Genomic DNA, 24,558 nt, shown 5'->3' on the forward strand with positions numbered 1-24,558 from the left:
AAGCGCAGGAACCTGCCTTGTGGAGCACGTTTCGGTTAAGAGTGCGGAAGCAAGCGATTAGCTAGCGAGCATTAACGTCATAAGGCAAACAATCCCGGGTCTGGATTGTTTGTCTTATGGGGTTAAGCACAGCTGGCTGCTTGCTGGAGCACGTTTCCGCTATGTCGCATTAGAGAGAGCAGGTTCAAACCAATCCAAGCACAGGCCCCACCTGCCCCAAACAAGCCCGGCCCACCACAGCTTACATAAATCAACAGTCGACCCACAGCAGCCCTACGTAATTTGACCAACACAGGCAAAAAACTTTCGTTGTCAGACTATCTCTGCCAAGATGAAAGTTAATGCTATTTTTCACCAAAGAATTAGCCAGATTTTACTAGTCAAATCAAAAGCACCTGAAACCAGCACTTACTATAGAGAATTGAGGTTGATTGCACCATGAAACGACTATACGGACTCATCACCATCCTCGTAGTTTTTCTTGGCTTCGCCTTTGTTAGCGAAAGCCACAAGGAAGCCGCGACGACACAAAAAGTACCGACCGTGGGGATTCTTCAATTACTGTCTCACCCGGCACTGGATGCTATTCATAAGGGAATCATCCACGGACTGGCTGAAGAAGGCTACCACGTGGGTAAGAACGTCAAGATTGATTTTCAAAATGCCGAAAACGACCAGAGCAATCTGAAAACCATGAGTGCGCGCTTCGTCAACGAAGATGCTGACGCCATGATTGGGATTGCCACACCGGCCGCCCAGGCGTTGGCTAATGCCAGTTCTACCACACCCGTCGTCTTGGGGGCCATCACCGATCCCGAGGGTGCCCACCTGGTCAAGAACAACACCCATCCCGGCAACAACGTCACCGGGGTCTCCGATCAAGCCCCACTGGCGGCCCAACTCAAATTGATTCAGAAGATTATGCCAAATATGAAGACGTTGGGGATCATTTACACCTCGTCCGATGACTCGGCCACGGCACAGTATCATCAATTTGCCGCGCTGTGTAAGAAGGAACACGTCACTCTGAAGGCTTATTCCATCGCCAACACCAACGACTTGAATCAGGTCAGCCAAGAAATGGTCAGCCAAGTCGACGCCGTTTACGTGCCGACCGACAACACCGTGGCTAGCGCCATGCAAACGCTGGTTGCCACGGCTACTGCTAAAAAGGTTCCCGTCTTTCCTGCCGTCGACACCATGGTCAAGGCTGGCGGACTCGCCACGCTGAGTATCAACCAATACAAATTGGGCGTGACGACTGGTAAGATGACTGCCGCCATTCTAAAAGGCAAGAAGCCCGCCGATACGCCAATTCACTTCGTACGTAAGGGTGAAATGACCATCAACCTGAAGACCGCGAAGAAGCTGGGGATTACCCTGCCAGACTCGGTCGTTAAGGAAGCTAAACAACATGGGGAGGTATACCGCTAATGAGTTTAATTGTATCCGCTATTGGACAGGGCCTGCTATGGGCCGTCCTGGGTGTCGGGTTATTCCTCACCTTTAGAATTCTTGATTTTGCCGATATGACCGTTGAAGGGACGTTCCCACTGGGAGCAGCCACCGCGGTCGCTGCCATCAGTAACGGGATGAATCCCCTGTTGGCAACGCTACTGGCCTTCGCCATTGGCGCCATTGCCGGCCTGATTACCGGGCTGCTCTACACCAAGGGGCACATTCCCATATTGCTGGCTGGTATCCTGGTTATGACCGCCTGCTACTCTGTCAACTTACGGATCATGGGTCGGGCCAACGTGTCACTGCTGGGGAAATCCACGTTATTTAAGAATCACTTTCTAGCCTCTCTGCCACAATACTTTGACAGTGTCTTTTTGGGCACACTGGTCATGGTGGTCATCACGGGACTCGTGATTTACTTTCTACAAACACAACTGGGTCAAGGCTTCATCGCGACTGGAGATAACCAGACGATGGCCCGTTCACTCGGCATCAATACTGATAACATGAAAATCATGGGCCTGATGGTCTCCAACGGCTTGATTGCCTTCGGTGGCGCGCTGGTCGCTCAGAACAATGGGTACGCCGACGTAAACATGGGGATCGGCATCATCGTGATCGCCCTGGCCTCCATCATCATTGGGGAAGTAGCCTTCGGTGATTTAACGCTGAATCAACGGCTAGTCGCGGTCTCCCTCGGGAGTATTCTCTACCGTTTCGTCCTGCTGATCGTCCTCAAATTGGGCTTCAGCGCCAACGACCTCAATCTGTTATCTTCGATCATCCTGGCACTCTGCATGATGTTGCCGGTCTTCAAGAAGACGTTTAACTTCAAGCATATTTTGAAACGGGGGTTGGATACCAATGACTAAGCCATTACTCGAATTGAAAAATGTTGTCCTAAAGGTCAATCGCAACACGCCCGAAGAAATTATGATTCTCGATCACCTCAACCTGACCATCAACGCTGGCGACTTTATTACGGTGCTGGGATCGAATGGTGCCGGTAAATCTACCTTATTCAACGCCATCGGTGGCGACCTCAGTATTGACAGCGGCCAGATTCTACTGAACGGCAAGGACATTTCCCATGAATCCGTGGAGAAACGGACCCGCTTTCTAGCCCGGGTCTTCCAAGATCCCAAACTCGGAACGGCACCACGAATGAATGTCGCAGAAAATCTGCTGTTGGCCGAACGGCGTGGAAAACGACGGACGTTAGCGCCCCGACACCTGAACAAGCAACTCGACCGCTACAAGAAGATCACGGCCACCATGCACAACGGTTTGGATGAACGGCTGACTACGGCGACCGGGAACCTCTCCGGTGGCCAACGTCAGGCGCTGAGCTTCCTGATGGCTACGTTGAATCGCCCAGAGATCCTACTGCTGGATGAACACACGGCGGCACTAGATCCGCAGACCAGCCAGGACCTGATGCACCTCACCAACGCGCGGGTTCAAGAACAGCAGCTGACTTGTCTGATGATCACCCATCACTTGGAAGATGCCCTGACTTACGGTAATCGGCTGATCGTCCTGCATCATGGTCAGGTGACGTTTGACGTCGCCGGTGCCGAAAAGGACGCCCTGACCACGGAGAAGCTCTACAGCTTCTTCGCTGAGATTGAATAGGAGGCACACATGGAACTTGTGATTTCAAATGCCCCCTTCAACCGTGCCGCCGCTCTGTCTTTGCGCCAAGCCATCTTCGTTACTGAACGGGGCATCCCCCGCGATGTCGAGTTTGACGATCGTGATACCATCGACCGGGTCTACGTGACGCTGTACCAAGACGCTACCCACCCGGTCGCCACACTGCGGTTGGAACCCCAATCGTCCACAGAGATGCGATTCGGTCGGGTCTGTACCCGCCAAGATTTACGGGGTCAGGGGTTAGGCACCCGACTATTAACGGCGGCTGAAGACTGGTCGCGTGAGCACGGCTTCACGACCGGTGTCATCCACGGCGAAGTCAGTGCGCAGCCTTTTTACGAACGGTGCGGCTATGTTGTGAATGAGGGCCCATTCGATGAGGATGGCGCGCCCGTCGTTGTTCTGCATAAACAATTATAATTTAAAACACAATGGCGCCAATGAACTCCTATTCTCAGGAAATTCATTGGCGCCATTTTTAGCTATTATTTTTAGTGTTTCCGGGCCTGCCACCACTGCTTCATCCACAGGAAGGTCCAAACAATCGGTCCCGCAAGAATCAGGAAGAACCGCATGACCAGACTCATTCCCCAGCGAAGTAACCAACCTTCTTTGGCGTCGGCGTCTCCAATACGTGCAAATCCCATGTGACCCGTGTTGCCGTAATTGGACCCTATCTTCATGGCCTCCTGATCGGCACTCATCGGATTTTTAAGCTTCTTGCCAATGTCGACCGACCCATTGAGTCGTTGTCGTGCGCGGTCATACAGGAGAGGGAAGAAGACCAGATAGCTCAAGACGAGATACAGGTTCCACCACGAAAGGGCCAGCGACCACCCGCCCGTCTGAGTGTTCAAATTGTGAATGAAGAAAATAAATGCAAACGGGAAGATTCCCAACAGATACTTTTTAACCAATACGACCACCCCTGCCCCGTCTTAAACGCCAATGATGATTACGCTAAAATGTCATCCCACGCCATTGGCTTTCCGTCACTTCATAGCGCCTAATCCGTTGCATTTAAGACTCACTTCAATCCAGTATTTTCTCACGAACCATGCGTTTTAAGCTTATCATTTACACACTTAATTGGCAATCCGATTAAACCATTTGCTAGGAATTCGATCCCGCTAAAAAGCAAATCTTCTAGTCTAAGAAAGACTTGCCTTTTTGATCGAAATTCAACCCACACCGCTAGACTAAAAAAGCGCAACGAGACCGAGCTCGTTGCACCAGCATTTCAATTGCTAATGTTCATAAGTCTTAATCAAGCCCTGGGTTCCGTCGTCGCCAAGGCCGAAGTCATCCACCATTGCCTCGTAGAGTAACTTGGCTTGCTTAGTCGCCGGTAAATTCAACCCCATTCGATCCGCCTCTTGTAGCGCGATTCGCAAATCCTTGAGGAAGTGCTTGGCGAAGAATCCCGGCGTATAGTCCCCCTTCAAAATACGGGGCACGTAATTGTCCATGCTCCAGTTGTCGGCACCACCACTGCTCAACGTCGCCAAGACCTGAGGCAAGTCCAGTTCCGCTGCCTTGGCGTAAACCAACATTTCCGTCAGGCCAGTCATCGTTCCGGCAATCATGATTTGGTTGGCCATCTTGGCATGTTGGCCCTTACCAGCGCCACCGAAGTAGTTCACGCGCTGGCCCAGCTGTTCAAAGACTGGCAACACTTGATCATAAGCTGCGCGATCACCGCCGACCATCACCGTCAGGGTAGCGTTCTTGGCGCCGACATCCCCACCAGAGACCGGTGCGTCCAATGCCTGGACACCCCGATCATGGGCCAACTTAGTTAATTTCACCGCTAATGCGGGGGTACTCGTGGTCATATCCACCACAATACTACCGGCTTGAATCCCACCGAAGATGCCCTGATCACCCGTATAAACTTCCACAACATCACTGGGATAGCCGACCATCGTCAGTACCAATGACGCTTGTTCGGCAACAGCTTGTGGTGTTGCTGCCCAGGTCGCCCCAGCATCCAGAACTGTCTGAGCGTGAGCCTTAGTACGATTGTAAACGACCACTGATTGGCCGGCCTTCAATAGGTTCAATACGATACCAGTGCCCATGACGCCAGTGCCAATAAATCCAATTTGCATAAGTAGTGCCCCCTCGATCCATTTGAGGTCTATGGTACCACGTTGACGGTCAGGCAGGGTAAGAAACGGTCAGCCACTCGCCAGTCAATTCTAACCGAGAATCCTACGAAGATTGGCAACTCAGGTCAGCACTAAAGCTCATCTCCCAATCCGACCGCAACGTTCACAATCCCTCCAGGCCAACGGTTACAATCAATTCACCGTTTAAGTCACCCTATTGTCTACTTAACGGCTAACACGATTTCGCCTTTTTCCAGCAAAAAACTTGAGACAAAATGACCAGATTTTACATTGGTATTAGTATCGGGCGAATTTGACGAAAGGACAGCCGCACATGAAAAAACGTCACCCACCAGTAATACCCACTAGGTGACGCCTGATTTCACCTGAGACTATGCTCGCCACAGCGGTAGTTTTCAGCCTACACCCCCGCCTAGTTGCCGTATTCAACTTCACCATAGTGGTAAGCATTGCCATTGACGGTGTAATTGGTCCAGCTGGCAATCGAATCGAACGTATCATCGATGGGATTGATACCCAGACTGCCCGTCGTCTTCTTGTTCGTAATCGTCAACCGGTAGTGATTTCGACTAAGCTTCTTATTCGGCAGACCCTTCAACGCCTTATTGTAATCGATCTTGGTCGTGTTTCCCTTTACCGTGACCTTCGACACCTTCACGGAGCGGGTTGGCTTATAGACCTGGGTCGTACCAGCCCAGCGCGAGCCGAATAGGTAATAGTCTTTAGCCATCGCCGCCTTACTGTAATATTGCAGATAGTTGTCCAACGTCAGATAGAATCCGGCCGTTGGTTCAGCCTTGGTGTTCGTACTGTTGGCCGTGTATCCCTTTCCTGCCAGAAAAATCTGCGTACGGATCGGTGCCTTTAAGCTCACCCTTTTAAAATTAGCCTTACTGAGCGGAATCGTGGCCATATCCTTATATTTCAATGTCTTGGCACGCTTGTAGTTGACCACACCATACGTCAACAGCGCAGTCGTCTTCACCCCGCCATGACCGTCATCGGACGACATATTCGCCTCCACGTTCAATAACGTATTCTTCTTCACCTTAACCTGTTTGTACTTACCGTTAGTCTTCTTGTAAATGCCCACATACATGGCTTTCTTGGTGCGTACGTAGCCTACGTTTCCGGATAAATATTTACTGCTAGTCGTTGCAGCGTTGGCCGTTGTTGCGCCAATCCCAACGGCAGCGAAACCAGCCACTGCGGCCAGCCACCATTTCATATGTACTTTCATGTCATTTTCTCCTTACGAATCCACAATCCACCTTGTGAAGCTACCCCTTGTTCGTCGTTCCGACGGTCTTCTTGGCCCTCACATCACCTTTTTTTTACGCACAACCTCCCCTATCCAAAATCAGTATACACTGTGAGACTTAAAAGCACGTGTCAAACACTTTACAAAAACTGATGTGTGCTCTCCCAAACAGCCAATGCCTATCTATCCCCGTTCTGACGGGATAAAAAAGAACCCGAGAGGTCATCCCAGGTTCAGATCTATTAAGATTCAGTTGAGTCAGAGGGTTTCTCAGCATCCTTGGTCTTCGCTTGTGGCTGCCGCCGTTTACGGATCGCATGAATGATCAGGGTCAAGATGATGGCCCCAATCACGATAATTCCGAATACGGTTGCCGGAATTTCGATATCGATGGCTGGGATCGAGATGAACAGCTTAACGGCAATCAGGCCAATCAAGATGTACGCCATCGGTTCCAACTCTGGAATCCGCCGCATGAGTTTCATGATCACCTCGGCGACCCCCCGCATGGCGAGAATCCCAATCAGGCCCCCGATCAAGACGATGACCGGATTATTGGAGATTGCCAGGGAAGCCAACACGGAGTCCACGGAAAAGATGATGTCCATCATTTCAATCTGCATCACAACAGACCAGAACAACGGTAGGAGTCGTTTCTTTTTGTCTTTAACCAATTTACGCGTGTGCTTGACCCGCGTCTTACTGAAGTATTGGAAGACTAAGAAGACCAGATAGAGTGCCCCAACAACCTTGATTTCCCAGAAATTAATGAGGTATACGCCCAGTCCAATGATGATAAACCGGAAGATGTACGCTCCCCAGATTCCATAGAACAGGGACTCCTCCTGTTGTTTACGGGTGGGTAACGATTGTGTCTGCGCGGCCAGAACCACGGCGTTATCGACGGACAACAGGCACTCAATGAGTACCAGTGAAAAGATAATCAGCCAGTCATTACCAGAAGTAATCACGGTTTCCCAGTTATGAAGATCAAAGAATGGGCCATACATTTGGCCTAAAAAGTGTAACAACGCTAGCTTCAGCTCCTTAGCTTAAAAGTTATTAAGATTATTTCTGCTGGCAAGCCATTAATGGCCACAACTATCATTGCCATTTAAACACCAGTCAGTTGATCAAAAACAAGTAAACCCATGGATTGTCAACCACCATTGGCGCATCAAAACCCGTCAACGACTGGCACTGACACCATTTATAAACTTATTTTTATCTGGATAAGTTTACCACACTCCCCCTTAACTTGCGACTCGTTTATCCACCATGCCCCACAACTAATTAAAGTGTTGGTTAGGCCACTTAACTCGTTCATCAAATAAACGATTGAAAATATGACCAAGGCGCGTTAATATGAGACTGGCTTTTGGGGAAACTTAGACCGACTTTTAGGGAATGGATGATAAATTTTGAAGAAAATAGTGACAATTTTGGGTGTAACTCTCGCGTGTGCGTTTGCTGGCAGCCTGCCGACGCTTTCTGCCAACGCTAGTAGCTACATGGGAATCAAGAGTACCACGAATACCAGTTACAACGCACGTTTTGTCAATCAAGGTAGTCGCAATGATGGTATCTACTATTACGCCCCTTACTATACCCAGCGGTCGGCTAAGACCCGTGACGCTAGTGGTAAGAACTGGCAACACCGGTTCGTAAAGGTCAGCCAAGTGGCGACGCTCTCGAACGGCGTGCAGTTTGCCAAGTTCTCCTGGTACGGTAAAACCATCGGCTGGGTCGATGTGAAGGCATTACAGAAGTTCAGCCGCAGCCAGAACGCACAAGCACTGCTGAACAACGCCCACTTCCAGGGCCGCGCCATGTTGTTCAATAACTATTCGAGTGGTGCCAGTAATGTCAGCGTCGGGTATGCCGATGCCGCCACGAAAACGCTGAATTCAGCCAACACGATTTACCCCATCGCCTCGCTACAAAAGGTGATGACTGGCGCGCTCATCGTACAGCTCGCCGGACAAGGCAAGCTGTCGTTGAACAACAAACTCAGCAAGTACTATCCGGGTGTCAAGAATAGCAGCCAAATCACGCTTCGCCAACTGCTCAATCAACGGTCGGGAATCGACATGGATGAGTCAACACCTAGCAGTGTCCTCACCTCACAATCCGCTGAGATCAACTACACGTTGAATCAGCTCAAAGTTGGCAGTAACGGCAGCTTTAACTACACCAACGCCAACTTTACCCTACTCGCTGGTGTCGCCTCGAAGGTGACCGGTCAGACTTACGATCAGCTGGTTCAAAAACGGATTATCGCCCCACTCGGCTTGAAGAACACCTATTCATGGAATAACCTGCCCCGCAGCGGCTCCATCGCTAACGGTTACAGTTATGCCAACGGTAAGAGTAACAATTCTAACAACGCCTCACAGAAATTAGTATCCTCCCTGTTAGGTGCTGGTAACTACTATTCAACGCCGGCCGACTACTACAAGATTCAGCAGGGCTTGCGGAATGGTAAGATCCTGACGACTAATCAATATTACGACCTCTCAAACGACTACAAGTTGAACTATGCCGGTGGATTGTATCACTATAGCAATAGTATCAAACGTGTTCGTGGCACTCTCAGCGGCGCGGGTTACGAAACCGAGCTGTACGGATCGGAAGGTAACAAATCCGGTGTCATCCTCTTTGCCAATCAGGCGCCAACCACGCCGATGGACACTCTGGCCAAGACACTCTACGATCTCGCGCGGTACTACAACGAGAACTAACGGGTCATCCGCCCCATTTATGAGGGGGACGCGTTAGGTGTCGCTTGCTTGAAGGATTTTACTTCATTTGGCAGACAAGGTTAAACGGGGCAGTACCAGCGCAATGCCGGTACTGCCTCGTTTTGACGTTATAGCTAAAACTTGTCGCCTGCGGCTGTCAGGGTTCCGCCTGCTGTGGGGACCGGTGAAATCCTGAGAAGCGGTATTTCACCTCGACTTGAAGCCTCGCTAAAGTTCGCGAGTCTTCAAGCTCGTCCCATGGCGTAAGTACGGGAAGGCCCACCACCCGTACTTACGCCATCGTCACGGCTGGCTACACCCTGACCTCCTCCAGCTAAACTAGTTGTTAACTTTGACGCAATCAAGTCACAGAATTACAATAAAAAAATGAGAAAGCAACTGTACGATTTACCAGTGCCAGCTCATTTGTTTTCATCATCTGAAGGTTGAAAGATCTAAAATATCCATTATGACTGTTGCAACAACGATACCGAGACTAAAATTAGGCATCGTTGTCTAACGTTGCCAGTCCAGCGATTGTCACGGCAATGTCAGATTAAAGAACAAATCATAACCGGAGGCGGCCAGAGATGGAGGTAGCTGTGTCGACGGTGTTAGCTGAGCATCAGCTTACACCGTGGGACGCGTTTGGAGACTGACGGTTTATGTCAGGCTTCAAATCGAGCCGGAGGACCGCTTCTTAGGCCGCAGGCGGTCCCCACAGCAGCCGGAATCTCTGGCAGCCGCAGGTGGTAATTTCCAACTAATTTAGCGGTGACCAGTCTTTCTATATGCAAGAGTAATGTTCACATTTAAGTGTCATAGTCGTTCAAATTATAAGTTGCAATCAAATTCGTCAGTTTCTTCGCGTAGCTTGGGTCGGTGGCGTACCCGTTATTCTGTAATAACTTAGCCGCCGTCTTGTAATCGGTCACCGTTTGCTTAAAGTAGCTGCGTTTGAGCAACGCATCGTGGTCTAGAATCGCTGATGTCAGGTTCGGATAATCGCGGAAGTTAGCGCGTACCGAAATCTTCTTGCCATTCACGTATTCATTCGTCCAAAATGACTTTGAGTTCCCTTCGTAGCTGCCCTTTACACCAAACGGATTGTTGGCCTGCTTGAACAGACCCGATGTTCCCCAACTAGATTCAAGAATCGCTTGGGCAATCACGATACTGGGTAAGACTTGGCCATTTTGCCGGTAAACTCTGACTGCTGGTTTCGCCATCTTCGCGATAAACTTCTTCTGTGCGGCCGTCTCGTTATCCGTTGTGCCAGTCGCAGTCTGAGAGATACGCTGTGACTGAATCTCAGTCTTAATCTTACCGCGTACTAACAGTCCGCCGCCTAGAACCAACAAGACCATGACGAAGATCCAGGTGGCGGTTGCGGGATTATGATTTGATTTTCTTTTCGTTCTTCGACGCTTAGGCACCCGGATTCCTCCAATCTCAGTTATAATGTTCTCAATTATAACGAGTTTTTCGATGGATGGAATTAATTATCCAAACCCTCAACAAAACTTAAACTTTACCCAGAAAGGAGATTTCCATGCTACTGAGTGCCAGTGCTGCCATAATTTTTTTGATCATTTTAGTCACGCTTTGGGATCCACACGGTCTGACCAGTGCGGTAATCACCGTTCTGGGTGGTGGCTTAATCACGCTATTTGCCACCCTATCTCACCAGCCCTGGGCCGTCCCACTGGCGGACCTGGGTAAACTGATTATCTTGGGCATCGCAGTGTGGGGCCTCTTCACTCTATTTTTAATCATTGGCACCCCCACCTTGGTTGTCAGGAAACGGGAACGACTCACGTTTGGCCTCATCGCCGGAATCTGGATCTGGCTAATTCTGGGTAGCATGTGGCTGTACGCCGTGAGTCACGGCACGTTCACCGATACCGTTTGGCCGTGGCTAAGTTTCATCCCCGTCTTCAGCCTCTATCTGGGCATCCTCTTTGGGGCCAGTGCTGTGGGCTACCTGCGCGTCATCTGCTTTCGCGCTAGTCACGCCGACACCCTCGTGATCCTTGGAGCGGGCCTGTTAAATGGCGACCAGATTGGCCGCGTACTAGGCGCACGGCTCGATTCCGCCCTGGCCTTTGCTAGTCGGCAGGACCACCCGGTGGCTCTGATCGTCAGCGGTGGTCAAGGAACAGATGAAACAATTAGCGAGGCCGCGGCCATGGCTGGCTACCTCGAGCATCATGGCTATTCAGCTGATCTCATTATCCAAGAGACTGCGGCCACAAACACGCGAACCAATCTGATTAACAGTCAAAGGCTCTGGTGGCGACTGCCCAACCAAGGCGGCCGAGTGGTTCTGATTACCAACGGCTACCACCTCTTTCGCACCCGCTTGCTTGCGCAACACTTCCGCCTACACGTGGGGGGTTACCCGGCACCAACTCGGCTAGGCTACCTGCCAATTGGGTGGGCCCGTGAGTTTTTAGCGTTGATCATGCTACATCCCCGGCTCCACCGGGGCTTACTGATCGGTATGATTACAATGAATTTATTGTGGATGCTGGTGTAATGCAAAAGGTGCGCTGGCAGAGGTCAGCGCACCTTTTGTATGCTCAAATTAATATGACCGAAACGTGTTCCACGAGGCAGCTAACCGCCTCCGTGTCTCGCTCTTCTAATTTAAAGCTGTCACACTAAGTTGGTCAGCAACCTTGTAAAACTTTGGTGCCGTCCAGTTCAGCATTTCTGGTGTTAATTTTAGTTGGACCACATCCAAGCGATTGTACGGCTGGAAATAATACGTCAGTGACTCACTACAGGTCGCCGCACGGTAGACGGAATAGGTCGGCCGATAACGGTGGCTCTTAGGCACCGCCACGCTATCCAACAGGTGCCACGCACTAATGATGCCCGCGTTCTCATCGGCTGGCAGATCGGCGCGCTCCTTGTAATATGCCGCTCTGACAAACCGTCCACCGGGCGTAAACGATCCACTGGGCACTGGCTTGCCAGAAAAGCGCCCCGTCGTGACGTGTGGTGCATTTAAGGGCACGGTTCCTGCTTCGAAATCATCAGTGTAGTTGACGTATTGCCCAAGACGTTCGAGCTGCAATTCGAAGTCCTTGCTGTTGGTGACCACGCCTAAGGGATTCTCGCGGACCCGCATGGGAAAGTGTGTCGGCTCAATGACCACAGTTCGGCCAGTGCGATCGACCACGGCAAAGTGCAGCTCGGAATCACCGATATTATTAACGGCATACGCGCCACTCATCAGTTGGATTTCCGCCAAATGTGATTCGATATCAGCTACTGAGGCGAAGTTTGCTAGCAGATAAAAGGAGAATTCGTACGGTGCCAAGTGGACTTGTCCCGGCGTTGGTTTTTCGACCAGCTGGGATCCATTGGCGAACGTGAGCTTCTGTACACTCAATCCCATCTCGTTGACGCCATCGGACACGTCGATTTCGTTATGGTGAGCGCCCCCACCGCCAATCAAGGCGTAGCGGTTGGTGTGCCAGTGATTGTCAAAGACACTTTGCCACTGGAAGCCACGGGGAACGAACAGTGGCTGGACATAGAGTGCATGCCAGTCCATGGTCCGCGCGAGAATGTGGCTGCCGTCCTTGGCAATTTGTAAGATACTGGTACACATGGCAAATGCCCTCCTCTTCCTTAATCAATGGGTTATGTTAACTGAAGATTGAAAGATCTAAAATATCCATTATGACTGTTGCAACAACGATAGTGGGCCTAAAATTAGGCAACGTTGTCTAAACCTGCCGGCTTACCGTTCACCAAATTTAGGCTGGAACGCTGTGGGTAGGACGCTGCCAGCCTGAGAGGCGGTCTGTCAGCTCGCTTTGAACCGCCCAACCCGCGTTTCAAAGGCGCCATTTTCCAAGTTAGCCCACTTGGAAAATCCCACGGCTGAGCCTAAATTTGGCTCACTCACGCCTACGTAGACAACACCCAACCATCGTGGACTAACGTTGCCAGTCCAGCGGTTGTCACGGCAATGTCAGGTTAAAGAATAAATCATAACCGGAGGCGGCCAGAGATGGAGGTAGCTGTGTCAACGGTGTTAGCTGGGAACCAGCTTACACCGTGGGACGTGTTTGGAGACTGACGGGTTTTGTCAGGCTTCAAACCGAGCCGGAGGACCGCTCCTCAGGCCGCAGGCGGTCCCCACAGACGCCGGAATCTCTGGCAGCCGCAGGTGGTAATTTCCAACTAATTTTGTGGATTAAATCTCTGTTAGCTAGGCCTTTCTAGGTGCACTTGGACTTTCAACCTTTAGTTATGTTAATTTAAAATGGGTCATGATCGCTGCTAACAGTGCCTTACCGGGTGGTGAAAATCGGCTGAATCATGGGCCACGCAATCATGACACTTACTAGCGGTCACACTGCATTCAAGGAGAAATTTCATGAATACTAGCCAATGGTTTCCCGGACATATGACGAAAGAAATTCAGCAGCCGTTAACCACCATCTGTGCGCGTTTTCTCAGCGTCCTAGCCCATTTCCCACCGACCCCATAAGCGCAATCAGAGCCAACAAATCGTCCTAAACAAGATTAATCTAGTTAATTAAGTTTACGTGAAAACGCCCGGAACGGCAATCAAAGTGGCTTGGCCGCATCGTCCAAAAACGCTTGAAAACGCTGATCAATTTCCTTTTGGCGGTCAGTAACACCCTTCCCAGGTTCAGCCACATTCGCTGTGATCTCCAAGTAAGCAAACATAATCTGGCTGGCATCGAGGTGATATTGTGTCGCCAGCTTGAGGGCCAAGTCAAAGCGGTCCGGCGTCAGCATCGCTGCATAGGGACTCTGGTAGGTCTGATGGTGTTTCGTCATAGGTTCACGTTCTTTCTTTTAGTTAGTCATGAGGTCTTCTACTTTACCGCAATGGTTGCGGGAGTCAACCATAAGGCTTTCTTAAACTTTGTTAAATAACACCGAAAACGGCCCGATTTCGCCCCAATATGGTAAAATTAAACATGAACTGCACCCTGCTTGCACGGCGGGAAATTGATTAGATAGAGAGGACTCAGACTACATATGCAAGAACGGATAAGAAAGCTTCACCACAACCGGATTTTTGCACTCGTATTCTGGTTAGTCGTGGTCTTTGCGGCCATCGTCACCTTACCAAATGTCAAGACCATCATTCAATATGACGGTCAACCACAATTGGCGAATACGAGTCAACCCGTTAAGGCGACCCAACTCAAGAACACTTGGGGGCGGAACCTAAACGGCACTTACACCGTCAACGCGGTCTTTAACAACCCTGACGGCGCCCTTACTAATAAGCAACTCGCCTCGGTCAACAAGACCGTTTCCGAATTGCAGAAGCGTTCCAGTTATTATGGGGTTCAAAAGATCACCACAATGACGAACACGCCGACGAGTAAACCCCAACTGCTTTCCAAGGATAAATCCACGGAAATCGTTCAGTTAGAGGTCAGCCATAACCAAGGAACCGTTCGCCAGATGGCATCACAACTCAAATCGCAGATCTCGACCATTGGACTAAATACCTACGTGACGAGTCCCGAGATTATCAGTGATGCTGCCAACGAACACATTACGTCATTCACGCTGATCGTCATTCTGATGACCTTACTGATTGCCTTGATTGCTATGGGAATTCTATTTGCGTCGATTATCGCGCCAATTATTACATTTTTAGCTATTTTAATTAGTTATATTACGACGCTATCCCTGGCAACCAATCTGGCTTACCACTGGAATTTCGCTTATTCCGAATACACGCCGATCTTCCTCCTACTGGGTATCAGCTTATTCACGTTGCTGACCAGCTTCTGGTTCTTCCGTGAATTGCGGAATCTGACCGATGACGGTGTCGATAATCAAGCCGCAACGACCCAAGTCGTCAACGACCTGGGCTACCGCATCCTCATCAGCACGTTGAGCTTAACGATTGCCTTTGGGAGTCTGATGCTCTTCGACTTCTCCACGATTCGTGCCTACGGTCTGCTGGGCATTGGCTTTGCCATCACTGGAATTGCCAGTGTCAGCCTCGTTCCCGTCTTCACGGGGATGTTGGGGAACAGCCTCTTCTGGCCAAAGAAGACGCGACCACGCCTCAAGGACCACAAACTTTGGTTCCACTTAACGAAGTTTGGCCTCTGGCAACCCTGGATCGCCGTTGCGGTCGTTCTATACTTGATCGTTCCCGTAACGTTTGCGAACCGGACACACCTCAACTACAACAGTGCTCAAGATATTCCAAATAATCAAGCCGTGCAGGGTGCTCGGGTATTAAGCGCGCACTTCGGACAAGGGAAGGCAACGCCAGTAACGTTGTACCTCTCAACTAATCAACGTCTCGACAACCAAAACCAACTCTATCAACTGGATAACCTGACTAAGAAGCTTCGTGCCCAACCGGGCGTTGCTGCGGTTACCTCGGTTACCCAACCTGGTGGTCAGCCGATCACGCAGTACTATATTTCTAATCAATTAAGTGCGATTAACGAAAATATCACCGGCGTTGTCGGACAACTCGGCACGGTCAGAAACGACCTGCAATCTGACAGCACCAATTTGAAACAAAAATCACTAAATGCTGAGGTCAAGCGGTTGAATAAACTGACCACTCAAACTAACACGCTGATGAGTGATAGTAGCACCTTACAGACGTCACTCCAAACTGCCCTGAGTCGATCAACGGCTGCTGGGACGACGAGTACGTCAAAGCGGATCACACGTTACATTAATCAACTCAACGCGGTCAATACCACGTTGAACACTGCCGTCAATGACTTGACGACTCTCTCCAACTCCGTCAGCACAGCCAACACCGATGCCAGCGCCGCTCACTCGAACCTGAGTAACTACGCTGAATCGATCAAGGCCGTGAGCGACAGTTTGAAGACATCCAAGAAACAAGTCGCTAGCATGCAAAAGTCGATGAATCAGATTTACCTCTACCTCAGCGGGTTACAAACCTCTGAAGCGGCGAAGTCCCTCTACCTGTCCCCTACGCAGATTGCCAGTGGTGATTTCCAACAATCACTCGCAAACTACACGAACGCTAAGGTACAATCGACTTACCTGACGATTACACTAAAGGATGCGCCAAACGCCAAGAACACCACCAAGACGTTGCAACAACTGAAGCAGGTTACTCAGAGTCAACTTCGCGGCACGGTTCTCAAAGATGCCACGTTAACCTTTAGCGGGCAACCAGTCGTCACGAGTACGATTCAAACGCAATATCAACACGATCTGCCTCGCGTCTTACTGCTGGTCTTTGGTATTACGTTACTATTGTTAATCCTGTTCAGTCGGTCGATCTTGCAAGCCAGCTACTGGTTCTTAACCTTCCTAGCTTCCGCATTCGCCGGTTACCAGTTAACGCAAGTCCTCATGGGCTGGCTAACCGGTAACAGTGAGTTCAACTGGCAAGTCCCATTGCTGACCTTTATCCCACTGACAGTCCTCGCCGTCGTCGAGCTCACGCAACTTGCTCTGAGTTATCGCTTAAACGATGGTCCCTTGTTGGATTGGTTATTACCAGGGATTCATGAAGTCGGTCAGACGATGCGGCACTCGCTGTTCATCATCATTGCCGGCGTCCTCGGTCTCCTAGCCGCCGAATCACAAACCTTGACGGCTGTGGCCCTGATTACCGTCTTCACGGCTATCATCTTCAACCTCGTCTTGCCACTGATGGCGGCTTCCTTCGGTAAACTCTCAATTGTCATTCCGGCGCAAAAGCCAATGCAATTCAGAAGAAAGAAGCGAACCACGCGCAAGTCACGGACCAAGACAAAAGCCAAGGTTGCACCTAAGAACTCTGATTCAGATAAGACTGAAAAATAGAAATAGCTGTAAACAAAAGGCCTTCGCAATTGCGAAGGCCTTTTTGCTGGATCAACGATCGGCAACCACCACCCATTTGGCTTCCTCACATTAATTCAGTTATGACGGTAAATAACCTTACTGCTGCAATCGCGATGACCACTCATCAAAGCTATTGATGTCGAGTCAGAGGTGTAGTTCCGGCCTCCTTCCAGAAAATTAAGTGAATTTGTAATCGCCCATTTTTCATTTACACGCCATCCCTTAAATGCGAAAAACCATCATCGATTATAATAATTTAACGTTACATTTGTTCAGTTAAGGTGTACACTGACCCCAAGAGGTTGTCCACATTCACTAATCTGTGGTATAAATATTGACTGACCACTCGGATTTGAAATGTACCACTGCCAACTAGGGGGTAATTATCATGCGGAAACAAATCATTACGGATACAAAGGAACACTATAAGAGCTACAAGGCAGGCAAGCACTGGGTCTTCGCCTGTATGACGGCCGCAACTTTGGGCCTCGGTCTGACCGGCATGAGCGTCAACGCTACGGCCGATACTGCTGAGGACAATCCAGTGACGCCGGCGACGACCGCTACGACCACGACACCTACGACCACCGGCAATACCCAAACCTTGCAGAAGACAGAGGGTGGCGCTGCGAACACTACAGATGCCGATACGGAGAACGGCGGTGCTCTCGATGTCAATAAGGACAGTGGCAATGCTGGTGATGCTACCATTAATCAAAACACTGATGTCAAAAATGCCGGTAGCTCTAAAAATACTGCTCTTAATGATGACGCGCAAAATAATAACGATGCCACTATTAACCAGAAGCCTGAGGGAACTGGTACCAACGGCACAGATGTAAACAAAGACGCTGACTCTGATTCAGGCACCAATAATGGCGGTACCCTCAACACTAGCAACAGTGATGGGGCCACTACTACTCATAACACGTCGGACACGACTACTCTCAACACACAAAGTACGAATAAACTTAACCGCAACAGCTTACTTAGAGAAGCGCCTACACCAACTTATAATGACCAAGATATTCAGGGCGTCGACGCGACCGTTTGGTTACCAGATGCTGGTCTACGAGGTTTGGTCGAGTATGACACGCAAAGGGATATGCGCGGTGTGACCATCACGGATGCTAACCTCTACCAGTACGTTGATCACCTGTTGACAGTCGAAAACTATGGCTACACGGGCCCAACGCCTACCACTTTTAAGGGGCTACAATATTTCAAGAATATCACGATGTTTGATTTCACCGGCGACATGGCACCGGAAAACTGGATCAACTTTTCTTTTGCACCCAACCTCTCACAATTCATGCTGTCTAGTAAGGATTCTGCCGAGCCGAGTATGGATGCCACAACCTTCATTAATTCTATCTTAGGCGAAAATGAAGCGCTGCAATATCTATTGATTAGAAACTACAACTTAACAGGTAATTTACCGGATATGTCTAATTTCCAAAATCTAACCAATCTCAACCTGTCCTCTAACAACTTAACCGGTAGTTTAGACAATATCGGTACCTTGCAGCCCAATACCAGCTTAAACCTGGCGGACAATCAGCTGTCTGGTCCACTGACGCTCGCCAATTTTAAGAATTTGCAGGCACTGTATATCAGCAATAACAATCTCTCAGGTGATTTCCCCGTTCTGGACGCCGCAGCTAACAGCATTATTTTAGATGCGCAAAAGAACCACTTCACCTCTGGCCTCCAAGATCCCACGAGCAATCAAGTCACAATGAATCAAATCGTTACGGGTGGAACTTACACGATCACCCCTAAGAACCGGACGTTCGATCCAATTACCCACTATGTTTCTGGCGTTCTCGGTGCGGATGGTGCAACCATCGATATGAGTGACCCCATGACTATTTACGGGTGGAGCAATCGTGCTGGCAGCCTCTTTACGGTGACAAAAGATACCACGAACAAGATTGGTTTCAACCTCACCGCAAACCAGGACGTTCCGGACGGCACCTATACCGTTTGGGTCTTGAATTCTAAAACCAGTCAATTCGCCCTTTCACTGACCTTTACCATCGTCAACGGTACGGACCCCGTTGTGACACCACCAATCACTGGCAACAATGGCAGTACCACTACCGCACCAACTAATAATGGTGAGGGAACGACCGAAGCACCGATCACTGGTGGTGATGGCGCAACCATCGATGGTACTGCACCCGCAAAGGTTGTTAAAAAGACGGCGCAAAAAACAACACCAGCAACCAAGAAGACTAACCCAGTTGTCACAAAGGGTGCTGCCGCGGCAGTGACCACGACGCGCCATGCAACTCGCCCAACTGCCCTGGCCAGTGCAAAGTCTAACCGCAATACGGTTGTTGCCCTCAGTAAGACGGCAAGCAACCATCATAGCACGGCAACCACGACCTTACCACAAACGAACGAAAAGCGTGGCGTCAGTGCAGTCGCTGTCGGCGTTGCACTCGCCATCAGCATCTTAGGGCTTGGCGTCGGGCTGCGGCGTCACGAGTAACAAAAAGATCCCCATCACTTACACCATTATTGCACTTCCCAAATACTCATTATGACTGTTGTTGCAACGATACTGAGACTAAAATTAGGCAACATCGTTCAGGTATCGCCTTACCGGCCGGCAGATATGGGCTGGAACGGTGCGAACACAACTTGAAGCCTCGAAAGGACCGAGTCTCCAAGCTTGGTTTTCTACTAAGCCAGTGGGGAAATCGCCCCCTGACTAAGTAGAACGACGCGCCTGAGCCCATATATGCCGACCTCTCGGCTGACGTGGCTGATCTGAGGCAACCTGAATTATGCCTATAGAAACGTTATTGTTTTATGCTTAAACCCTAACACCCATATGGAATTCAGTGCTCGAAATTGACGTGCACAATCAGAGCCGGAGACGGTCAGGGATGGAGCTAGCCGTGTCGACGATGTTGGTCGGTGATTTTCCCGGCCTTACATCGTGGGACGACCTGAGAGACGCCTACACTTGGCGGCTTTCAGGCGAGCTGGAAGCCCGTCTTTTGGCTGGAGGCGTTCCCCACAGCAAGCGAAATTCCTGGCCGCCGGGGTGCGACCCTTGGCACTAATTTAGCGGTGACAATGGTCGCAAGAGTAAAGTTGAGCATTTTGGCTTTCAGCCTTAAATTATTGCATTAAAAATATGGCAGGCACCGTCAAGTTTGACGGGTGCCTGCCATATTTATTTTGATTTTCAAGCTCTGGCTCGCCGACTGAATACCCGCCAGCCCGTAATCACACTTGCAACCAAGCAGATCGCCAACGAAACCATAAAGGCCACGTGCATCCCGCTAATAAAGATTTCTGGATGCGCCGGTAGATACGCCGTAACCTTGTGCCCCGCATAATGACCCATTGCGGAGAATAGAACGGTCGTGGCAATGGAAATACCGACGACCATCCCCATCTCACGAGCCAAGGCATTGACCCCACCGGCCACGCCGAGATCCTTCATCGGCACGGAGCTCATAACAATGGTATTGTTGGGGGCCATGAAGACCCCATTTCCAAAGCCGACCAGACCGATGAAGAACATGAAGACCCACAGCGGCGTCGCCAGGTTAGCTAGCATATAGCCGATCTGACTAATCGAGATCAATACGAGTCCGACAAACGTCAGGATTTCCGGCCCAATTCGATCAGAAATACTCCCGGCAATCGGTGCGACCACGACCTGCACGATCGGAAATGTCATCAGCGCATAACCAGCAAAATTGGCCGCCATGCCCCGGGCATTTTCTAAGTAAAATGGTGAGATAACGTTGAAGAAGAAGTTGGCCACAAAAATCAGAAAGGCACAGAGAAGACTGATGGTGAACCGTTTGTTTTTAAAAAGCTGTAACGCGAGAATGGGATTATCAATCCGTAGTTCGAGCCGCACGAAGAAGATGGTGGCGACAGTAGCGACCGCAAACAACCCCAAGATTAATGGTTTGGTAAATCCGACTTCCTGGCCGACAAAGACCCCTGCAAACAGGGTGACCACGATCAGGGCGAACAGACCCGCTCCCAATTTATCAATAGCCTGTTTACTAACTAAAATATCCTTGGGCAAGATGCGGTATCCCATTAACAACGCGACGATACCAATTGGCACGTTAATCCAGAAGATGTAGCCCCAGTCAAAGTGTGCCAAAATTAGACCGCCCACACCAGGACCGGCAATACTGCCAAGGGCCACGAAGGACCCAATCATCCCGAGTGCCCGTCCCCGCTCGTTGAAAGGAAAGACTTCGGTAATAATGCCACTATTGGTCGCCATGGTCATCGCCGCTCCAACGGCTTGAATGGTTCGTGCCACCAATAGAAAGCTTAACCCCACGCTGAACCCACAGAGCAGTGATCCCACGGTAAATAGGACAGAACCAATCTTAAAGATTCTAATTTTCCCATGGGTATCCCCGAGCTTACCGAAGAGTAACAGCAGTGCACAGATGACAATTAGGTAAATAGAGACGACCCATTCCGCTTGATTCATCGGGATAGCGATGTCTTTACTGATAACTGGCAAGGCAATATTCACGATGCTACCGTCTAAAGTTGACATGAAGGTAAATAGGCAGATAGCCACCAGAATCCACCACCGATGTTTCTGAATTACTGGATCAACCGCAAAAACTTTTACTTTCATGTTCATTCTCCCTTACGTATCTGTCACATCTTGTGGAACCATCCGTGGATGATCCAAAACGTAGTCCCGCGAATGCTGCAGGTCATCGAGTTGGTCGTGACAAAACTTCTGGAAGTCAGTCAGGATCGCTCGTTGTTCCACCGCCGATAAGAGATGTAAGAAGTTACATTTGATCTGAAATAATAATTGTGACTGCTTATTCACGGCCACCGGCGCCATCACTAATACCACAAATTGGCGTTTGCCAGCTGTCGTAATCGCCGCAATCTTTTTGGAACGCTGACCGCCATCAACTGTAGTCACCGTAATCTCGTTAGCCGCAGCCAATTGTGCTAACAGCGGATACAGCACACCATAGCTAATAGTCTGCTCTGTCCCCACGATCGTAGCCAGTGCCTTGCGTAGCTCATACCCTGACATCTCATGATCCATCAGCTGACCTAATACAAATAATTTATACATGTCACGCAACCCTTCTAACGACTTTTTATCATAATGTATCCGTACGATATGTACAAGCTTTACTTCCGCTAACGGCTCAGTTCAGTGCCTAGATGAACGATCACTGCTTCTGCCGTGACTACCTGATCAGGATGGGCGCGCTGTCCATGCACTAAAACACCGCGTCCCCTTAAATTTATCGGGACGCGGTGTTTGTTGGCTATTTATTTTTACAATTGAATTTCATCGGTGAGCCGTTGGGCCTCAGCGTTCGGTAATAATTTATAATGAACCGGACCATCTTCAGGCAGCAACGCCATTAAAGTCTGGCTGTCATCGAAGGCGCCCAGATTAATGGCCATTTCATCATCCACCTTGGCGAACCCTTGCATCCCCGTGGAAATGAAACGATGGATGTATTTGACGTTATCCTCACGAGCCTGAGCTTGCTTGGATGCGCCGTCAAGAGTGTACCCGGCATCTAAGAAATATTTCATCATCGACACTTTGATAAAGGTTTTGAACGTGTAGACCCGAGCTTGCTGCCCATCCTCACGATCCCGCGAAACAATCAATTCCTTCTTCTCCCAATAACGCAACTGTCGCGCGGAAACGCCGGTCATGGATGATAATTCCCCGATTCGAAAGACCAACCGATGAAAATCAAAGGCCTCTCGTACTTGATCTGTAAATTCCGCCATCTTGCGTGACTTCCTCCCTGTGTTAACTTACTTACCAATACTGTTAGATTTTAACAAGTTTCGCCCCTAAATTGCAACTATATTGCGAAAAGTAATGATTTGTTTAAGACATTTAACGGGTTTGCAAAGGGCTTGTTACATATTTGTCACATTACATTGGTACGCTAGTAACTGTAGAAATTCATGAGGAGTTGTCAGTAGGAATGAAGAAAGCTGTTAAAATATTAGTCGCATTTGCATTAGTTATTGTTGGGATCTTCGCTGTTTCGATGAGTACGTCAACGACGGCATCCGCCGCTACTAACTCATCATTCAAGTCCGTTTACAAGGTTGCCAAGTCACATTTAGGTGCCAGTTATGTTTACGGTGCTACTGGTCCTTCTGCATTTGATTGTTCAGGGTTTACCGGTTACATCTACAAAAAGGGTGCTAAGACTACGTTGCCTCGGACTGCGCAAGCCCAATACAACAAGTACCAACACGTTAGTTACAAAAACATCCAAAAAGGCGACTTGGTCTTCTTCGGTTACAGCGCTGGTTCTATCTCCCATGTTGGGATGTACATCGGTGGTGGCAAGATGATTGATGCCCAAAACCGTGGTGTTGTTCGTGAAGCCGTTCACGCCCCATGGTGGCACGCTGTTGGTTACGCCCGCGTCGCTACCGCAACTGACGCTGACTAGTTCTACTGAACCTCATGAATTCAATTGAACGTTACTAAATGATCACACGTTACGCACCGGCAATTGGCTGGTGGTAACGTGTTTTTTTATGGAAACTAAAGGTTGAAAGCCAAAATGCTCGCCCTACTCTTGCGACTGTAGGAATTGTCACCGCTAAATTAGTGGCAATGGTCGCACTCCGGCGGTCAGGGATTCCGCTTACTGTGGGGACCGCCTGCGGTTATGATTTATTCTCTAACATGACATTGCCGTGACAATCGCCGGACTGGCAACGTTAGTCCACGATGGTTGCCCACTGTCTACGTAGGCGTGAGTGAACCAAATTTAAGCTCAGCCGTGGGATTTTCCAAGTGGGCTAACTTGGAAAATGGCGACTTTGAAACGCGGGTTGGGCGGTTCAAAGCGAGCTGACAGACTGCTTCTCAGGCTGGCGGCGTCCTACCCCACCGCGTTCCAACCTAAATTTGGTGAGCGGTAAGATCTAACTCGCGTTTAGCAAAACGGGACAAGTTGCAATTGCGTCATTGCCGCTTGTCCCGTTTTGCTATGATAATATTACGCGATTGTATACCGCATGGTTCGATGGGGAATTCCCGCTTCTTCAAACACATCGCCGATAACCGTGAACCCCAGTTCCTTGTAAAAATCCAGGGCCGTCTGTTGGGCATCCAATTCCACCCGCGTCACATCGGACCTCTTGGCATCCTGAATGATCTGCTTGATCAATCCCCCGGCATATCCGTGGTGTCGCGCATCCTTTTCAGTGGCGACCCGCTGAATCTTCACGCGATTGCCTGCCAACATATCAATCCGGGCCGTTACGACGGCCTGATCGTCCACGTAGCCCACGTAGTGCATCTTATCTTCGTCAGTGCCGTCCAGCTCCAATTGCGGATCAATCCCCTGTTCAGCAATGAACACGTCCTTACGAATCTGTAGTGCGTCCTGATAGACGGGGTTCAACTTGCCCCAAGCCATTCTAATTTCCATCAAACCAT

At 49.7% G+C, this 24,558-nt stretch carries 20 protein-coding genes; 9 read left to right on the forward strand and 11 right to left on the reverse strand.

Annotated elements, in window-relative coordinates; all coding sequences use genetic code 11:
• Positions 1 to 438: 438 nt before the first annotated feature.
• Genes trpX through ACKTSF_RS10655 form a run of 4 tightly spaced genes read left to right on the forward strand, consistent with a single transcriptional unit; the run spans position 439 to position 3,537 of the window.
• Positions 439 to 1,434, forward strand: coding sequence for a tryptophan ABC transporter substrate-binding protein (trpX, locus tag ACKTSF_RS10640; RefSeq protein ID WP_407889275.1), 996 nt, complete (start codon positions 439 to 441; stop codon positions 1,432 to 1,434).
• On the forward strand, positions 1,434 to 2,333 hold the full coding sequence (locus tag ACKTSF_RS10645; protein ID WP_125700463.1) for an ABC transporter permease: 900 nt from the start codon (positions 1,434 to 1,436) through the stop codon (positions 2,331 to 2,333). The genes trpX and ACKTSF_RS10645 overlap by 1 nt, the downstream gene beginning before the upstream one ends.
• Entirely contained in the window at positions 2,326 to 3,096 is a 771-nt protein-coding gene (locus ACKTSF_RS10650) for an ABC transporter ATP-binding protein (protein WP_407889277.1), read from the forward strand. Before ACKTSF_RS10645 ends, ACKTSF_RS10650 begins: the two co-directional genes overlap by 8 nt.
• 9 nt (positions 3,097 to 3,105) lie before the next feature.
• Positions 3,106 to 3,537 (forward strand): GNAT family N-acetyltransferase, encoded by a 432-nt coding sequence (locus tag ACKTSF_RS10655; RefSeq protein WP_407889279.1) that lies wholly within the window; start codon positions 3,106 to 3,108, stop codon positions 3,535 to 3,537.
• Between the two features lie 71 nt (positions 3,538 to 3,608).
• Here the strand turns inward: ACKTSF_RS10655 and ACKTSF_RS10660 are convergent, their stop codons facing one another.
• From ACKTSF_RS10660 to ACKTSF_RS10675, 4 genes are all read right to left on the reverse strand, one after another.
• Positions 3,609 to 4,034, reverse strand: a complete 426-nt coding sequence (locus tag ACKTSF_RS10660; protein ID WP_407889281.1) for a hypothetical protein — start codon at positions 4,032 to 4,034, stop codon at positions 3,609 to 3,611.
• A gap of 330 nt (positions 4,035 to 4,364) precedes the next feature.
• Positions 4,365 to 5,228 (reverse strand): NAD(P)-dependent oxidoreductase, encoded by an 864-nt coding sequence (locus tag ACKTSF_RS10665; RefSeq protein ID WP_407889283.1) that lies wholly within the window; start codon positions 5,226 to 5,228, stop codon positions 4,365 to 4,367.
• A gap of 433 nt (positions 5,229 to 5,661) precedes the next feature.
• Positions 5,662 to 6,489 (reverse strand): hypothetical protein, encoded by an 828-nt coding sequence (locus tag ACKTSF_RS10670; protein WP_407889285.1) that lies wholly within the window; start codon positions 6,487 to 6,489, stop codon positions 5,662 to 5,664.
• Between the two features lie 263 nt (positions 6,490 to 6,752).
• Positions 6,753 to 7,520 (reverse strand): TerC family protein, encoded by a 768-nt coding sequence (locus ACKTSF_RS10675; RefSeq protein WP_407889360.1) that lies wholly within the window; start codon positions 7,518 to 7,520, stop codon positions 6,753 to 6,755.
• A 411-nt stretch (positions 7,521 to 7,931) separates the two neighbouring features.
• Here ACKTSF_RS10675 and ACKTSF_RS10680 point away from each other — a divergent pair, with 411 nt between their 5' ends.
• A complete protein-coding gene (locus tag ACKTSF_RS10680; RefSeq protein ID WP_407889287.1) occupies positions 7,932 to 9,251 on the forward strand; it encodes a serine hydrolase domain-containing protein in 1,320 nt (439 codons plus the stop codon).
• An 812-nt stretch (positions 9,252 to 10,063) separates the two neighbouring features.
• On the opposite strand, the gene ACKTSF_RS10685 is transcribed toward ACKTSF_RS10680, so the two are convergent.
• Positions 10,064 to 10,687 (reverse strand): glycoside hydrolase family 73 protein, encoded by a 624-nt coding sequence (locus ACKTSF_RS10685; protein WP_407889289.1) that lies wholly within the window; start codon positions 10,685 to 10,687, stop codon positions 10,064 to 10,066.
• A 149-nt stretch (positions 10,688 to 10,836) separates the two neighbouring features.
• On the opposite strand from ACKTSF_RS10685, the gene ACKTSF_RS10690 reads away from it, so the two are divergent.
• Positions 10,837 to 11,790, forward strand: a complete 954-nt coding sequence (locus ACKTSF_RS10690; RefSeq protein ID WP_407889290.1) for a YdcF family protein — start codon at positions 10,837 to 10,839, stop codon at positions 11,788 to 11,790.
• A gap of 105 nt (positions 11,791 to 11,895) precedes the next feature.
• Here ACKTSF_RS10690 and ACKTSF_RS10695 read toward each other — a convergent pair whose 3' ends face one another.
• Both ACKTSF_RS10695 and ACKTSF_RS10700 read right to left on the reverse strand, forming a co-directional pair.
• Positions 11,896 to 12,873 carry a linear amide C-N hydrolase gene (locus tag ACKTSF_RS10695; protein ID WP_407889292.1) on the reverse strand — a complete coding sequence of 326 codons (978 nt, stop codon included), beginning with the start codon at positions 12,871 to 12,873 and terminating at the stop codon, positions 11,896 to 11,898.
• Positions 12,874 to 13,841: 968 nt separating this feature from the next.
• Positions 13,842 to 14,078 carry a hypothetical protein gene (locus ACKTSF_RS10700; protein ID WP_407889294.1) on the reverse strand — a complete coding sequence of 79 codons (237 nt, stop codon included), beginning with the start codon at positions 14,076 to 14,078 and terminating at the stop codon, positions 13,842 to 13,844.
• Between the two features lie 204 nt (positions 14,079 to 14,282).
• Between ACKTSF_RS10700 and ACKTSF_RS10705 the strand changes: the two genes are divergently transcribed.
• Both ACKTSF_RS10705 and ACKTSF_RS10710 read left to right on the forward strand, forming a co-directional pair.
• Complete coding sequence (locus ACKTSF_RS10705) at positions 14,283 to 17,075, forward strand: MMPL family transporter (RefSeq protein ID WP_407889296.1); 2,793 nt, start codon at positions 14,283 to 14,285, stop codon at positions 17,073 to 17,075.
• 409 nt (positions 17,076 to 17,484) lie between these two features.
• Positions 17,485 to 19,593: a KxYKxGKxW signal peptide domain-containing protein gene (locus ACKTSF_RS10710; RefSeq protein WP_407889298.1), complete on the forward strand. Its 2,109-nt coding sequence runs from the start codon at positions 17,485 to 17,487 to the stop codon at positions 19,591 to 19,593.
• Positions 19,594 to 20,298: 705 nt separating this feature from the next.
• Here the strand turns inward: ACKTSF_RS10710 and ACKTSF_RS10715 are convergent.
• The 3 genes from ACKTSF_RS10715 to ACKTSF_RS10725 form a co-directional block, all read right to left on the reverse strand.
• Positions 20,299 to 21,735 carry an MFS transporter gene (locus ACKTSF_RS10715; RefSeq protein ID WP_407889300.1) on the reverse strand — a complete coding sequence of 479 codons (1,437 nt, stop codon included), beginning with the start codon at positions 21,733 to 21,735 and terminating at the stop codon, positions 20,299 to 20,301.
• A 12-nt stretch (positions 21,736 to 21,747) separates the two neighbouring features.
• A complete protein-coding gene (locus tag ACKTSF_RS10720) occupies positions 21,748 to 22,197 on the reverse strand; it encodes a PadR family transcriptional regulator (RefSeq protein WP_407889302.1) in 450 nt (149 codons plus the stop codon).
• 209 nt (positions 22,198 to 22,406) lie between these two features.
• A complete protein-coding gene (locus ACKTSF_RS10725; protein ID WP_407889304.1) occupies positions 22,407 to 22,877 on the reverse strand; it encodes a MerR family transcriptional regulator in 471 nt (156 codons plus the stop codon).
• Positions 22,878 to 23,080: 203 nt separating this feature from the next.
• On the opposite strand from ACKTSF_RS10725, the gene ACKTSF_RS10730 reads away from it, so the two are divergent.
• Positions 23,081 to 23,560, forward strand: a complete 480-nt coding sequence (locus ACKTSF_RS10730) for a C40 family peptidase (protein WP_407889306.1) — start codon at positions 23,081 to 23,083, stop codon at positions 23,558 to 23,560.
• 555 nt (positions 23,561 to 24,115) lie between these two features.
• Here the strand turns inward: ACKTSF_RS10730 and ACKTSF_RS10735 are convergent.
• Entirely contained in the window at positions 24,116 to 24,550 is a 435-nt protein-coding gene (locus ACKTSF_RS10735; RefSeq protein ID WP_407889308.1) for a GNAT family N-acetyltransferase, read from the reverse strand.
• Between the last annotated feature and the right edge of the window lie 8 nt (positions 24,551 to 24,558).

The sequence above is a fragment of the Levilactobacillus muriae genome (assembly GCF_045862015.1).
In the GTDB taxonomy this organism is placed as follows: domain Bacteria; phylum Bacillota; class Bacilli; order Lactobacillales; family Lactobacillaceae; genus Levilactobacillus; species Levilactobacillus muriae.